Source organism: Sphingobacterium yanglingense (genome assembly GCF_004363245.1).
Classification (GTDB): domain Bacteria; phylum Bacteroidota; class Bacteroidia; order Sphingobacteriales; family Sphingobacteriaceae; genus Sphingobacterium; species Sphingobacterium yanglingense.
Genome location: NZ_SNYV01000011.1, coordinates 491,409 through 506,580, shown reverse-complemented (window position 1 = coordinate 506,580; position 15,172 = coordinate 491,409). Strand labels below are relative to the sequence as shown.

General features: G+C 39.9%; 10 protein-coding genes and 1 riboswitch. Of the genes, 7 read left to right on the top strand and 3 right to left on the bottom strand.

Annotation, left to right across the window (positions count from 1 at the left end):
• Positions 1-443 precede the first annotated feature (443 nt).
• Positions 444-3,554, bottom strand: a complete 3,111-nt coding sequence (locus CLV99_RS04265) for an AAA domain-containing protein (protein ID WP_133583245.1) — start codon at positions 3,552-3,554, stop codon at positions 444-446.
• A gap of 319 nt (positions 3,555-3,873) precedes the next feature.
• Here CLV99_RS04265 and CLV99_RS04260 point away from each other — a divergent pair, with 319 nt between their 5' ends.
• Positions 3,874-8,517, top strand: a complete 4,644-nt coding sequence (locus tag CLV99_RS04260) for a DUF3320 domain-containing protein (protein ID WP_133583244.1) — start codon at positions 3,874-3,876, stop codon at positions 8,515-8,517.
• A gap of 206 nt (positions 8,518-8,723) precedes the next feature.
• On the opposite strand, the gene CLV99_RS04255 is transcribed toward CLV99_RS04260, so the two are convergent.
• Together CLV99_RS04255 and CLV99_RS04250 are read right to left on the bottom strand one after the other, a co-directional pair.
• Positions 8,724-9,917, bottom strand: a complete 1,194-nt coding sequence (locus CLV99_RS04255) for a winged helix-turn-helix domain-containing protein (protein WP_133583243.1) — start codon at positions 9,915-9,917, stop codon at positions 8,724-8,726.
• A gap of 75 nt (positions 9,918-9,992) precedes the next feature.
• The gene (locus CLV99_RS04250; RefSeq protein WP_133583242.1) at positions 9,993-10,466 is read right to left on the bottom strand and encodes a hypothetical protein; all 474 of its coding nucleotides are present in this window, start codon (positions 10,464-10,466) and stop codon (positions 9,993-9,995) included.
• Positions 10,467-10,663: 197 nt separating this feature from the next.
• Here CLV99_RS04250 and CLV99_RS04245 point away from each other — a divergent pair, with 197 nt between their 5' ends.
• The 6 genes from CLV99_RS04245 (at position 10,664) to CLV99_RS04220 (ending at position 15,167) form a co-directional block, all read left to right on the top strand.
• Positions 10,664-11,029 (top strand): hypothetical protein, encoded by a 366-nt coding sequence (locus tag CLV99_RS04245; RefSeq protein ID WP_133583241.1) that lies wholly within the window; start codon positions 10,664-10,666, stop codon positions 11,027-11,029.
• 74 nt (positions 11,030-11,103) lie between these two features.
• Positions 11,104-11,880 carry a DUF4844 domain-containing protein gene (locus CLV99_RS04240; RefSeq protein WP_162850022.1) on the top strand — a complete coding sequence of 259 codons (777 nt, stop codon included), beginning with the start codon at positions 11,104-11,106 and terminating at the stop codon, positions 11,878-11,880.
• Positions 11,881-12,003: 123 nt separating this feature from the next.
• Positions 12,004-12,627: a hypothetical protein gene (locus CLV99_RS04235; protein WP_133583239.1), complete on the top strand. Its 624-nt coding sequence runs from the start codon at positions 12,004-12,006 to the stop codon at positions 12,625-12,627.
• The gene (locus CLV99_RS04230) at positions 12,602-13,162 is read left to right on the top strand and encodes a hypothetical protein (protein ID WP_133583238.1); all 561 of its coding nucleotides are present in this window, start codon (positions 12,602-12,604) and stop codon (positions 13,160-13,162) included. The genes CLV99_RS04235 and CLV99_RS04230 overlap by 26 nt, the downstream gene beginning before the upstream one ends.
• A gap of 33 nt (positions 13,163-13,195) precedes the next feature.
• Entirely contained in the window at positions 13,196-13,957 is a 762-nt protein-coding gene (locus CLV99_RS04225) for a DUF4272 domain-containing protein (RefSeq protein ID WP_133583237.1), read from the top strand.
• 349 nt (positions 13,958-14,306) lie between these two features.
• Positions 14,307-14,411, top strand: a riboswitch (SAM riboswitch).
• Between the two features lie 231 nt (positions 14,412-14,642).
• Positions 14,643-15,167 carry an OsmC family protein gene (locus CLV99_RS04220; RefSeq protein ID WP_133583236.1) on the top strand — a complete coding sequence of 175 codons (525 nt, stop codon included), beginning with the start codon at positions 14,643-14,645 and terminating at the stop codon, positions 15,165-15,167.
• Positions 15,168-15,172 lie beyond the last annotated feature (5 nt).

Genomic DNA, 15,172 nt, shown 5'->3' with positions numbered 1-15,172 from the left:
CAAGATATTCTGTTTTATTATTAAAAAATACGGGAACCCGTAAATAGGCTCACACCCCATTATTAACCTATTGGATATTAATCTATAATAATTTAACCAAATACAATGCAAATGCTTAATGAAAAATTACACTATCCCGCGCTAAAGCATCTTTGTAAGGAGTGCCTTTAGTTCTTTTTCCTCTTGAAGTATTGTAGGCCGCGATAACAAGTAGCAATTAATAGCATACAGCAAAAATAAGCCCAGTACGGGTGCACCAAGCAACAGGAGAAGATAGTTAGACATTTCATAGTCGCCATCAGGCAGCCTCAACCAACCGATTAATAATCCGCAGTAGAAAAAAGCCTGCAAGTAGATCAGTATGATATGACCGCGTGATCTTAGGAATCGGGATAGCATATCTGTAAAATCAAATGGACACCTAGAAACTAACCAATATACTTCTAGTTTACCTCACTAGACAATGTACTAAAATAAAGCTGTTGTCGCCACAAGTCTCTATCTCCAACTATAATCAAGCTTTTCTTTGCTCTGGTCACTGCAACATTCACTAAATTCGGCTTCTGAGAAGCCCACTTTCGGGCTCCGCCTCCATTTTGATCCGTACCCAAAACAAAAACAACAGTTTTAGCTTCTTTACCTTGGAACGTGTGCACTGTCCCGCATTTGACATGAGGATATAGAGTGCTGTTAAAATGCCGGCTGCAATGATCGGCCACGTTCTTAAAGGGACTGATGATATACACATCATCCCTGCCGATTGCTTGCGCATTGGTATTTAAGAAGCTTTCGATAGCGGCTATCTCCTCTAGGATAACGTGTTTATTCAATGCTGATTGGTCACTTTTAACATCTATCCATTGGGTTTGAATGGCATTTGCTGACTCTGAACCATCCGTCTTGAGCCCTGGAAACAATACCATCTGATTATTATAAGCAATACTATTGGATATAGAAAACATGGGGTCGATACAACGACGATGAACGCGCAAAGGGAATCCGGTCCATACAGACGTGTCTTTGTAATCTATAATCGCTGTCCCTTGTTTACTTGTGCGGTCTGCTAATTGCTGTAATGAGCTTACATAGGGGGACCAAAGCAAATCTACCTTGTACTCTTCTCTCAGCTTTTCGACTAAACTAGGTGGTATAGTAACGACTGGCTCTATCTGTAGTGGGTCTCCAATCACTACAGCGCGCTTTGAACGCTGCAAGACTCCAACAGCGGATTGTGGTACGGCCTGCCCCGCTTCATCAATCAATGTCCATCCCAATTTTAAGTCGAAAGGAAATTGTTTTGAAATAGAAGCCAGTGTTGTGGAGACAACTGGCACGCAAATAAAAAAGCTATCCCAAAGGTGTTGCATCATGGAAGTATCCTTATCCGGTCCTGTAGCTAAACATGCCATATAAGTACGAATATTCTTTGAAATAATACCTTCATTGATTTTTATAGTCAACTCATGGATACGAAGGGCGCTCAGGAAAATATCAGATTGAATTTTCGCCACCTTAGCTGAATAGAAAGGCATACTGAGATGCAAATCTTCCATTGACTCATCGATAAACCACTCATCAGGTAAATTATTGATTTCAATCCCGTACTTCTCTGAAATAGTCTCTTTCTTCTGTTCAAGGTCCAAGAAATACTGTTGGGGTTTTGATTTCTGTTTTCTAATAACTTGTTGCTGTTCTGTTAATTTTGTAATTTCTTTCTTTATTTGCCTCACCTCAGCTTGATCAGTGCTAATAGTTTGGTTTATTTCTAACAGCTCTTGCAATGGCAGCTGATAGGATTTGTTCCATTCCTTATAAAGGCTAGTTCTAAAAAGCTTATGTATAAAGAATAGTGATGGTTGGATGGTCTTTAAGTGACTGAGAGTTTCCTGTACGCGGGTTCTGTCATCAAAGAGGTCATCGAGTGCCGCACTTTTTAAGTTAAACAACAATTCCCTACTGGAAAGCTCCTCGTCAATTTCGCGCTCCGTCTTAGTTAGCTCATGCAACAGCGATTGATTTTCACCAAATTGGTGCAGCATAACAAAATACAATTCAGCTAGATTCTTGAAACTGTCAAATTCCCTCCTCAGCGCTCTATAATTTGCTTCTTCTTTTTTAAACAGCGCCAGATAATACGAGTTGTCTTCTTTATTTTTTTGACGGACTACGTCTCGCAAAAATGAAGAAAATCCAATCTGGAGTTTACCTTTTTTATCATCATTCCAAAAGTTATCAATAAACTGATATCGGTTCTTAGCGTTGCCCAACACAGCGGCAAGTGTGCCCCAATTAGTCTGCCCTGTCACTAACCGTTCTGCAATCTCAGAAAAATATCCAAAGCCAAGAGTGTCCACATAAGATTTCTCTTCTCGTTTGGGCAGCTCCTTGGATATATTTTCGACGGCTGTGTTGTTATTGCTTGTCACAACGATTCCAAATTCACCAAGGAAACGGCTATTTAACTCATGATAATAATTGACAAATGAGGACGATTTGGATACGACTTTCTTCGCTTTTTCATTAAATATTTTTGAAACGCCAACTTCCAATATCAAATCTGCACGTCGAACAATGACGTTAGCAATAACTTCTTTTAACAACGTTGTCTTCCCTGTCCCTGGCGGGCCATTTACACTAAAAACACCTCCTTCCTGTAGATTATGAAGTATATTCTGTACGGCTCCTTGTTGAGCATGGTACAGATTATAATTCAACGAATTGGGCCATCTCCCAATACTTAAGTATTTGGGATTTATTACCTCTAGAAATGCTCCGCGATTATTTAATATATCAATCCGCTTCGATTTATCTACCTGACTAGACAATAACGTTGACACAATGGAACTTACCTGCTCCTCTTTCAATTCTAATACTTTATTTAGATCGTCGAGATAAAAGCTATTCAGAAAAGGTGGATCAACATTTCTGTCCTTTTTCACTTCTCTTACATTAAGATATACTGCAATCTCTTCGTCAAACCAGAAAGAGGTCATTTTTTTTATTTGATCAATCTCCTCCTGTAAGCGTGAATGAGTGAATGATCCAGAAACAAACTCGCTTTCATCTTCCAAAAAATCGTGTTCTTTTAGGATTTTATTTCTATGAAGGAAATCATCATTTTGATCTTTGATCAACTTATTGACCTGGTCTAACGATTTACTTTGTTTGAGTAATTGAACGCCGAATATGTACGATGGCAAAAGGTAGCCGAACTCTTTGACTGTTCCCTGCTGAGAAAGGGTGATACTGCACAGCAATGTCTGACCATTGATAAAATCGTAGTCTTCGTCTTTCAATCTCGCTTCCACTGAGAAAAAGCTATCGATAGTTTTAAAGACTTTCTTTTTACTGACCGTACCCAAAACCAAGGTGTAAAGAAACTCATGATCTGCTTTTGGTGAGACTTCACCTCTTAACCAAGGTTCCTTCTTAGTGAAATCTACTTTTGAGTAGCGATCGTTCTCCGATTGTCCCATTGTAAAATCTGGTAGGTTAAATACCTCTATCGATCTCCAATATTTTATGATTGATTGCAAATGCTCTTTTTCTCTCATAATACGCTTTAAGTATCTTTACTTATGGTTATAAACAAATCTAACGAATACTTTCTCCAGCACCTAGCTTCTAGTAGCAAGTTAATGTAGTTGGAATATGTACCTATCAAAAATAACAATTCCTCCTTGCAATACAACAAAACATTGAATACCTTAGAAGAAAGTATTACCACCAATTAGGTAATATTATAATAAACATGGACTGGACGATCAACAGTGCAGCAACTCGAAAATACACCAGGGCTGTCTGACATCCAATACCAGTAAATCAGTCAATTATAAATTGTTTTAACTATTTTAGTATCAAACAGTTTTAATCATGTCAGAAAATATACTTCCAAAAATAGAGGCATCTAGAAAGGAACTTCTTGATCTCGGTATGCGAAATACATTATTGAATTACAAAGCGCCAAAAGCGCGAGGTTTGTCAATAGTTCAGGAGCAATCTATAGTTGTATATGATATCTTGGTATCCCAAAACAAGGCGATGACTTTTTTGGCGCGACCGGGCAAAGAAGATGACGAGGGGTTATTTTTGTTGCCTGAAATATCGGAAAGTGAACTGCAAGATGCGTACAACGATACCCGTTTGCAAACTAATGATACGGAGCAGAAGCTTCAGACCAAAATTCTAAACACCTATTATTTTGCCAAGACTAGTATAGAAGAACAAGGTGTCAATATGCTCTATTTGGCACTGGGCATGCTAAATTGGTATGAGAAAGGAAACACCGAAACTGCTCGCAAAGCCCCAATCCTATTAATCCCGGTTTCTTTAGAACGTTCCAGTGCTAATGAACGTTTTCGTTTAAGATATACTGGAGCCGAAATTGGTGCTAATCTCTCGCTTCAGGAAAAAATGATGGTTGATTTTAATATCACCATTCCCAACCTCTGCGACGAGGAAGAGTTTAATCTTCAATCTTATTTTGCTGACATACAGGATAGAATTAGCCATACCGATAATTGGCAAGTCGAAGCAAACGCTATAGAGCTTGGCTTTTTCTCTTTCGGCAAATTTATGATTTATCATGACTTGGACAGTTCGAAGTGGCCAGACGACAAAAAGCCCATTGACCACCCTATCTTGCAATCGCTTTTCGGTGATGGTTTTAATGAGCAACAACCTTCAATCGGTGAGGAACATCATCTCGATCAGGAAACAAATGCAGACCAGCTGCTTCAGGTGGTCGACGCAGATAGTTCACAGCTACTCGCGATGCTAGCTGTAAATGAAGGACGAAATATGGTGATTCAGGGGCCGCCAGGCACGGGAAAGTCCCAAACTATTACAAACCTTATTGCAGATGCTATCGGTAATGGGAAAAAGGTACTTTTCGTTGCTGAAAAAATGGCCGCTCTCGAAGTTGTAAAACGACGATTAGATAGTATTAACCTCGGCGAAGCCTGTCTCGAATTACATAGCCATAAAGCAAATAAACGTGAACTTCATACCGAGTTAAAGCGTATTTTGGAGCTAGGCAAACCCTCCACAACCCGATTGGAAGAAGAGATACAGTTCCTTAAGCCCGTAATAGACGAATTAAACGCGTACTGTAATGATGTAAATAAGGTCATCGCTCAAAGTGGACATTCTGCACAGGAAGTGATGGGCTATCTTTTAAAGATAAACAAAGAAAGCGACAATTATAAATTTCCTAGGATTCCTGTTGATAACATTGGATCATGGGATTATTCATACTTTAAGCGGATAGAAATTCTCGCTGAGCAGATTCAGGCGCGGTTGTCAAAAATTGGTGAACCTGAAAAGTTACTTTTTTATGGGACGGGACTGACTGTGTTTTTACCTAAAGATGAAGAAACCGCGAAGGAATTACTCAACGAAGCGCTTAAAGAAACCAAGGAACTTATCAATCTTATTGCTGCCGTTTCGGAAGTTTTTAATGTGGATACCCCTACCGATAAACAAACAATCGCTGAACTGATAGTGACCGTAGCAACGGCTGCAAATAATCCAGGTGTACAGTCGATGGCGATAACAGATGCGGCATGGCTGGACAATAAGGCGGATATTGCCGAAATTATTGATACAGGAATCCGTATCAGAGATCTACATCTTAAGTTTGATTCGCTATTTATTCCTGAGGCCTGGGAACATGACGTATTGGAAATTCGTCAAAATCTTATCGCACATGGTAAAAAGTGGTATAAATTCCTTATCGGCGATTATAGGAAAGCGGTAAAACGATTAACGGGTTTGTTAAACACAACCGTACCTGACCAGCTTGAAGTGAAGATAGAATATGTAAATGCCATGATGGAAGGCAAGCGTCTAGCTAGTACTCTATCTTCGCTCGAACCACTAGCGGCAAGATTGTTTGGAAACTATTGGCAAAAGAAACGTACCGATTGGAATGCTGTTCAAAACGGATGCGAATACTTACAGGCTGTACATGCTTCTATCCAAAAAGGAGAAATACTAGCTTCGATTCTTAAATATTTGGAAAGAAATGAGAAGCCACAGCTTGCAACTCAATATGCAAATGATTTAAAATCCGTGCTGCATACGCAAGGTGAAGCTATGAAAAACTTACTCTTGCACTTTGATTTAAAGGATAGCGGAATTCGGGAAAATAGCTTACAAGAACAGAAGAATATTGTAGAACACTGGGTGGCGGATCTACCAGACATTCACAAAGCGGTATCATGGAACGTCCTTAAGGAAAATATAGAAAAGGAAGGAGCTGCATATTTGATTACCATTGTCGCAAACTGGCCGGACGCATCAACACATTTAAAAACAGCTATACAAAAATCATGGTACGAGTCACTAATTGAGCAGGCCATGCTAAATAGTCCCGAGCTACGAAAGTTTGAACGTTCTAATCACGAAGATATGATTGAGAAGTTTAAAAGACTGGATATCCTAAACCAATATTATAACATTGCTAAGGTCGCGCTCAAACATTGGGAAGCTGTACCGAGACAGGATGGCGGAGGGCAGATAAATGTACTTAAGAGTGAATTCAACCGTAAAGCAAGACATATGCCCATAAGAAGGCTAATGCAGGAAGCAGGTCTTGCCATTCAGGCAATCAAACCGGTGATTATGATGAGCCCGATGTCAATTGCAAATTTTCTTCCTCCAGATAGTATCGATTTTGATTTAGTAATCTTTGACGAGGCTAGTCAGGTTCGTCCTGTAGATGCTCTTGGGGCAATACTACGTGGGAAACAATTAGTCGTTGTCGGGGACACGAAACAGATGCCACCTACTAGTTTTTTCGATAAGTTGAACACCGAAACAGAAGATGAAGAAAACGTAACTGCAGATATGCAAAGTATTCTCGGTATGTGTGATGCCCAAAGCGCTCCCCAGCGTATGCTCCGTTGGCATTATCGCAGTAGGCATGAGTCATTGATCAGTTTGTCAAATCAGGAGTTTTACGAGAACAAGCTGATTATTTTCCCAAGCCCGGGATCAAAAAACAGAATGGGACTAGCCTTTAATCATTTACCGGATTCTTTTTATGATAAGGGCAAAACCCGTACTAATCCTAAGGAAGCTGATAGTGTTGCAGATGCCGTAATGCATCACGCAATACACTCCCCAAAATTAAGTCTTGGCGTTGTCGCTTTCGGTACCGCGCAGATGCAGGCCATACAAAATGCACTTGAAATACGCCGTAGGAAAAACCCGGATGTCGAGAGTTTCTTTAGAAGTCATCCTAATGAACCATTTTTTGTCAAAAATCTCGAAAATGTTCAGGGAGATGAAAGAGATGTCATATTTATCAGCATTGGTTATGGCCGTACTGAAGACGGAAATGTACCGATGAGTTTCGGTCCATTAAATAATGAAGGTGGAGAGCGAAGACTGAATGTCTTGATTACGAGGGCAAAAAGCCGTTGTGAGGTTTTTACGAATATAACTGCTGGGGATATAAATCCTGGGCCAAATGCAAAATTTGGGATATGGGCGTTAAAAAGCTTCCTGTATTATGCGCAGTATGGAAAATTTGAGAGGGACAAAGAAGAAATGGAATACACGCCGTCTCCATTTGAAGAAATCGTGGCGGAAGTACTCCGAGAAAAAGGTTACACCGTACGGGAAAAAGTAGGTTCGGCAGGATTCTATATAGACTTAGCCGTGGTAGATAATGACCATCCTGGGAGGTATTTGCTCGGAATAAATTGTGATGGCAAGACATACCACAATGCGAAGTCTGCTAGAGATCGTGACAGGTTACGCAGTTCTGTTCTTGAAAGCATGGGTTGGAACCTATTCCATGTCTGGAGCACAGATTGGTTTAGAAATCCGAAAGGAGAATTAGGATTGCTTATAGAAGCAATTGAAAAGGCAAAGATGCAAGCTGAGCACAATGATGCTGTTGAAGAAGAATTAATGGAAGATTTAAAAAGTTTGATTCGTGAAGAAACGGTTGAGCATGTGGAGTCTTATGAAAAATATACAGTAGCTACCTTACCTCCGGATGTTTCCTTTCAGGAACTTGCCAACTGTTCTACTGGACAAATTGGAAATTGGATAGCTGAAGTTGTAAAAATCGAAAACCCCATACATTTTGAAGAATTGGTAAGGAGAATAGCCGATGCAAACGGAATATTAAAAATTGGTAGCAATAGTCGTGCAAAAATTGCAAAAGCAACCTCCTATGCGGTCAATAGTGGATTAATAATCAGAAAAAATGATTTCGTTTGGCACCCCGAAGATGACACAGTCACTATTCGCGATAGAAGCTCCTTACCCGCTAGCTCACGAAAACTAAATTACATTGCCCCCGAAGAAATGAATCTTGCAATTGCTAAAGTCGTAGAGAATTCTATAGCAATACAACCCGAGAGTGCTGTCCCTTTAATAGCGAAAATATTCGGTTATTCGAGAGTAACGGAAGATATGCGAACATCGATATTAGAGTCTGTTCATAATGCCGTAGAAGATAAGAAAATAACAAAAGATGGCGACTTTTTAAAACCGCTGTAGTTGTAGCTATATGATGGTCACGCTCCAGGAATCCGGGTACAAATGCTTTGCTACTTTGCTGATTTCAGTGGAACATTGTCATCTTCCCGCGAAGTAGAATCATTTGAATGGATAACGTATAAAGACCGGGACAGGACATCAGCTGTAGACATGCTTATACTTGATAAATTGAAAGAGCAGAACCTAATTCAATAATCATTCTACCATTAAAACAGGCCCTCTAGCAATTTCCTTAGTTTGGTTGTCTTATTTGAAGGGCTGACCTGCGATACTTTCAACGACGTACACCCATTAAAAAGGACGAATTGCTTGATGCGCTCAGCAAAAGGTTTTGCCCACGATTCAAACTCAATCAACTGATTTTCTAGATGCAGATGTATAATTTCGAATTGTTTTTGCTTTCGGTGTGCCTTACAATCCACACGACCAATAAAGGTATTACCAAATAAGATGGGTAAACAAAAATAACCGTACAGTCGCTTCTCTTTTGGAGTGTAGCATTCGATACGATAATCAAAATCGAAAAATTGCTTAACCCTATCACGATGTATTATAGCATTATCAAATGGTGATAACAGTCTGATTTCAGGAGTACTAATTCCCGCTGTTGCCCCCAATAAATCATATCTTACAAATACAGGTGGATAGCCTTTAATATGTATTGATTCGATTATCCCCTCTTCTAGCAGGTCAGATAGCACATCCCTAACATCATTCCTTATTGTCTCCCCTGTCTTAAGATGTAAAATCTGTTTGAGCGTAGTCCATCCATAGGCATTTAAATAGGTTTTTACCAAATAGCTTGCGAACTCCCTAGGAGTAGGTATTGTTAGATCTATAGCCTCAGGTAAAACCCGTTCGGGTAAATCGTAGGTCTTTTGCATACCTTCGCGCCGCGAAATCATCAAATCGCCTTGTAAGAAAAGTCGTTCCAAAGCGATCTTTGCTGGTTTCCAATTCCACCAGCTTCCAGATTTTTTAGCCTGGGTTTCAAAATCACGCGCTCTTTTGGGTCCCTCTGCACGAATCGTATCTATGATATATCGCATTACTTTAGAATCGGCATTATAGTAATGAGAATCATTATCTCTTACCTCCAACATCTGCGGTAGAGCAAAACGAAAGTCCTGCATCGGAAGATAGGACGCTGCATGAAACCAGTACTCAAAGATCTGACGTTCTTCTAGAAGTTCGTCGAGATAACTCGTCTCATAATCAGGGATTCGCGTCCACAGTGTATGATGATGGGCTCTTTCGACAACCGATAGCGTATCGATCTGCAGGTAACCTAGCTGTTCTAAGCTTTGATATACAGCATCTTTTCCGCTTCCAAATGACGCATCATAACGTAATCCTTGTCTTTCTAGTGTGATCGACTGTAAATCCTCTATGGTCAACATCTGAGTGCTTTGTTTTACTTTTGTTTTCCTACAAAGGTAAGATGTCTTTGCGACAACCTTATGGCAAGAGGATGGTTAGCCCGCTTTGAAATGTTCAAGCTGACGCTTGGCTTCCGCACGAATGAGATCCAGCTCCCTGTCTGATTCTTTCTTTATCTTTTCAAGACTCTCCTCCATAGACTGCCGTAATGCGTCGATGTCTTTCTTCAGTTCCAAGGATTTTCTCTTATTCAAACGCTCTATATAGTATCCGGCTGCTGCTATAACTACAGATACAATGATCCCCATCAGGACCAATAGATAGTTTAATGTGCGATGGAACTCCTCTATTCCCTCTTTGTGAAAACTGATGATATCCGCCACGTTTTGTTTGCTCAATTCGAGATTATCTTCTTTCAGATCCAACTCTCTAATCTTTGCATCTATTTTGTGCTCGTAGAGTTGCATTTGTGCTTCTATGACATCTCTATTTAAGACTGTGGATTGTTGTGCATAAATGTCGATTGATACCATACACATAAAAGCGACAACTATAGAGATATACTTCATATCAAATACTACTAAAGGTTAAAAACTGATACTAATATAACAAAAACAAATAGATAACCTATTGCAGGACGCTGTACATTAACTGGAGTCTGAAACCGGTAAGGACTGATTTAAACAAAGACACGAATTGTAAAAGCTGCTCTTCGAATCTAAGATAACTCTTGCGCTCTGATAATAATTGGGGTAAGTTTGGGTATATGAGTTACGATATCGCCTTATTTAGAATAGAGACAAAAGTAAAGGAAGAGATTTCTACTGATGAAGACTTCTTTGATGACACAAATAATCTGTTGCCATTTACAGAACAGCAATACCTTAACCTCAGACAGCGGCTCTTGAGTTATGACTACGTACTAGCAGAAGAAACCGATACAGGACTACATTTCAATCATGAGGATGAGGATTTTGGTGAGGCGCTATTGACAAGACAGGCCCTTTATTTCTCGGTGGCATGGAACGAAGACGCAATCTTTGAGGTAGGCATGGTTGCTTCCGAATTTACCGATACCGGAGAATATGCAAAGTATGATTTTCAGAATGGAGGCTGGGAAATATGGGATTAAAGATACCGTATCTAAAGAAGTTGTTAATTATTTGCTTAGCGATTCTTGCATTTCCTTTACATTCCTGCACGCAGATGAAGAAACAGACAAAAAATCAGACTGAAGAACTTATACAGTTGAATCGAGGTCAGCTAAATGATAAACTGCAAGAACTCGAGGAACAGCAGATCTTAACAAAGGGTGAGTCTGCCCAGTTAAGGGAGTGTCTTAACGCGGATTTTGACTATTACCTAGCGCATCAGGATATTGGTCTGACGGAGCTTAAAGACCTATTTTCCAAGACAACAGAAAAGCTTGGCCAGCTCCAGATAAACCAAGCTATCTTTTTACAGCTATCTACAACGTACAATGCTATTGCGAAACAGATTAGTATGCGTAATCACCCTGGCCCTATTGCCCCCGAGGATTATGCTATACAGTCTGCAATAAATCAAGAGATGAACGATTGGTTCGAGCTGTATCAGAAGACAAATGGGACAGTAGAAAAGACTGCCGAAGAAGAAGAACAACAACCATCGGGTAGGTCGCTACCTCTCCCAACCTACTTGAAACTAAAGGCAGACATGCTCGGAAGATTTAAGGTCTTGTTGTCGGAAGAAATGATAACCTCCTTAGAATACAAATTCTACACAGAAACGATTACAAAGGATATCAGATTTTGTGAGACTAACACTGACACCGCAAAAGTAAAGCTACAACTGTTGGCCAGTCTTCGAAAAATGGAAAATGCCGAGCTCGACACAGAAGATAGAGAAGCTATAGTAGATTGCTACTTCATACTGTCCGAAAAGCATGGAATCGATATGAAAAAGCAGCTCAATAAATGGCTCTACGGCTCCATAATACCATAAGCATTTGTATACTTTACGTTATTTCGAGAGGTAAAACTTTCATTAAAAAACGTATATTAGTTGTGCAAACGTGAAAAAGCAATGGGTAAGAATGTGGTAATTATTTAAATAAAGAGCGTATATATGAAAACACTTATTATCTTTTTAGTCACATTCGTCGTGGCACCGTCATTTGCACAAACTACAGAAAGTCAAAAGCACGGTTCATCCACTACTGTTAAGGTGCATCAGCGGAGAGACACGGCATTTCGCGTCATAAAGCTGAATAATATCACACCAACAAATCAAATAGCTTTTTTTCTTAATGGAAAGTTTATTGGCCCTCAATATTCCCTCGCTCCAAATCTTATAAAGGATATCCGTGTTCTAGAACAAGATACCCTGATTGGAACAAAAAACTATACTGGCCAAGTCTATCTCACAGCCAAAAATGATTACCATCCAAGGCTTAGTTCGCTAGCTGATCTAAAAGGGAAGTATACCGAATTTAAAGAAGCGCCTGTCGTATTTATGCTTGATGGCGATATTATAAAATCTGAACCCCAGAGCTATTTTATAGATGAAAACACGCTTTTATCCGTGATCGTTGACAACCTAGATGATATTCAAATAGGTGTAATAAAACTGCTTACAAAGACCGAAGAAAACATAAAAGAGCGTAATAACATTATCCTCCGCGGAAAAGAAATAGTGAATAACAAAGAGACAACTCTATTAGGCAATGACAGAACACCTAAAGTACTATAAATTTGACGAAGGTATTGCGACACAGTATCTTGAAATATGGTATGATGAAACCGAAAGAAAAGCCACCGTACACAAAGGTAAAGTTGGCTATCAAGGGCAGCGTACCATTCATCAAATTCTTGAGGAAAATGAGTTGCAGCAGCTTTATGTCATTGTAAAACAGGAAGCTGAGGATTTGGGATTTGTATTACCTAAGGAAGAGAACTATTCCACCGTGGTCGTCCAATACCAACTCAAGAGTAAGTTTGGCAACAAACGTGATTTGTGGCTCAAAGACAAAGTACAGGACTATCTTGACAATCACTTAGGCTGGCACGGTCTAGGAGCAGTTAACGGATTTGACCTTGGTGCAGGTAAGCTTAATATCTTTTGTGATGTGATACAATTGGATAAGGGAATAAGTGGGATAAAATCCTGTCTACGTACATCCCGTTTAGATTATACCCAAGCTCGTATCGCTTATAAAACTTTTGGTACAGACGTATATACACTTGCCTATGCCAAGAATATGAATTTGAGCTTTGAGTTGATTTAGAAGAATAACAATAATAAAATATTAAAGAAGATCATGAGCTTATTCAAAAAAATACTTGGTTCGAAAGAGAATAAAGAAGAGCAAACAGCAAATAAAGAACAGCATATAGCCTCTGATGACGAGATATCCTGGATGACCGATTCAAGGCGGGAAACCTTGTCTATCTGTCGTCAAGCTGGCTTTCGGCCTGCCAACTGGCTACCTACACAGTTTGACAAAAAGCTACGTCCCGCTATTGAAATTGCAAGCAGGTTGAATGCAATAAAGGCATTAGTTCTTTGGTTAATGGTTCCAGAAGAGCATCTACCTAGTGAAGAAATCTTGAACTTTGTCGAGACAAACCGGTTACAAGACTTAATGTCAGATGAAGAGAAAGCAATTCTAAGCTTGTCCAGAGACGATGAGGAGGCCAGAAATACAATTGGCTGGAAATTTGAGAATGCCTGGCCTTTAGCTTGGTACTTTGGGTATGAAGAACCGGACATACACGGGGAAATGATGACTGCCGAGCGGATGCAGGATATAATTGCCAACTACACCTGTCCTCTTGAAGGAAGTGTAAAAGAGTGGCTGTCCCAACACCCAACGGCCATAGCAGCAGAAGATGTTAGCAAGAAGGAGGATCTATTCTATTGTCTGCACAATGCCGTTCGTAGTGCCCAATTGGGCAGCGACACTGTACCAGATGGTTTTCACCCGATTGCAAACGGTGGTGTCATCCACGAACGTAGGCATTCATTGACATGGATGCTCTCTGACGGCACTCCCTGGGATGAGACGGACTTAAGTACTTAAATAGAACCGAGGAAGATTTTTTATCGATATCATCATTGGGGATTACAAGGAGATTTGAAGGGAACACGTAATTGAAGAATCTCCTGTAGCATACTGATTATAAAATCATAGGTTTTCAGCGTATATTGAATCTGTCTCTCTGACACAGGGATAGCCACGACGTTATCCCTGGCATCCGTCTCATATTCATATTGTTTAAATCTCCTACCTCATAATATTTCCAATCCGGCACGGCATCCAGGATGATTGTTTTTTTTGTTATAATAAAAACGAATTAAAGATCGACATTTGTAAAAAAATGTCTATACTTGTATTCTAGTAATACAAAGACCTCCCTAAAAAGAGTCTTGATTTATAAAGAAGTGGCGAGAGACAGGCTCTATGACCCGCTGGCAACCATCAAGAGATTGAACGGTGCTAATTCCTGTCCCCAATAAAGGGGAAGATATAAATAAAAGACATCATGAAAATTAAACACATCCCATTCTACGCGGAATTAGATTGCACGTCAACTCTTAGCAATAGTTATTGTTGTTGTCGAATGTGCATACGTCTATACTAGCATCTAATTTTTTGGAGATAAACAGGCCCTACTTTTTAGTGGGCTTAAGGTTGCTATTCTTGACAACCAACAAAGATCCCAATGTGCTAAAACTCATTATCCATTTAATTATATATTATTTTTATGTCAGAATTCGTAAAACAATCATTAGGAAATTTAATCCAAGAACTAAAGAACGACCCAGCTAAAGCGCAGGTGAGCTTTGAAGCAACTTCCGTACTGGAAGACGGTGTGTGCGTAAAAAGCACGGTAAGACAATTTGAATTTAAGTTCGATGAGCCGGAAATATTGGGAGGTAAGGACGAGGCCCCTAACCCGGTAGAATATGTGTTGGCCTCGTTAGGAGCTTGTCAGGCTATTGTATACAGAGCACTAGCTTCGCTAAAAGGAATACAATTGGACAGTGTGACGGTCAAGACAAAAGGAGACTTGGATTTGCAGGGCTTTTTAGGCTTAGACAGTAATATTCGTCCCGGATACGAGAAGATAGTCTTCGAAACTATCATTGCGTCCAATGAACCTGTCGAAAAGCTGGAACGACTGGCGCAACAAGTTGATGCGATTTGTCCGGTTTTGGATATCGTTTCCAAACCTATACCTGTGGAAGGCAAATTGACCATTCAGCGGGTGCCCGAGTTAGCAGGATAATTTCT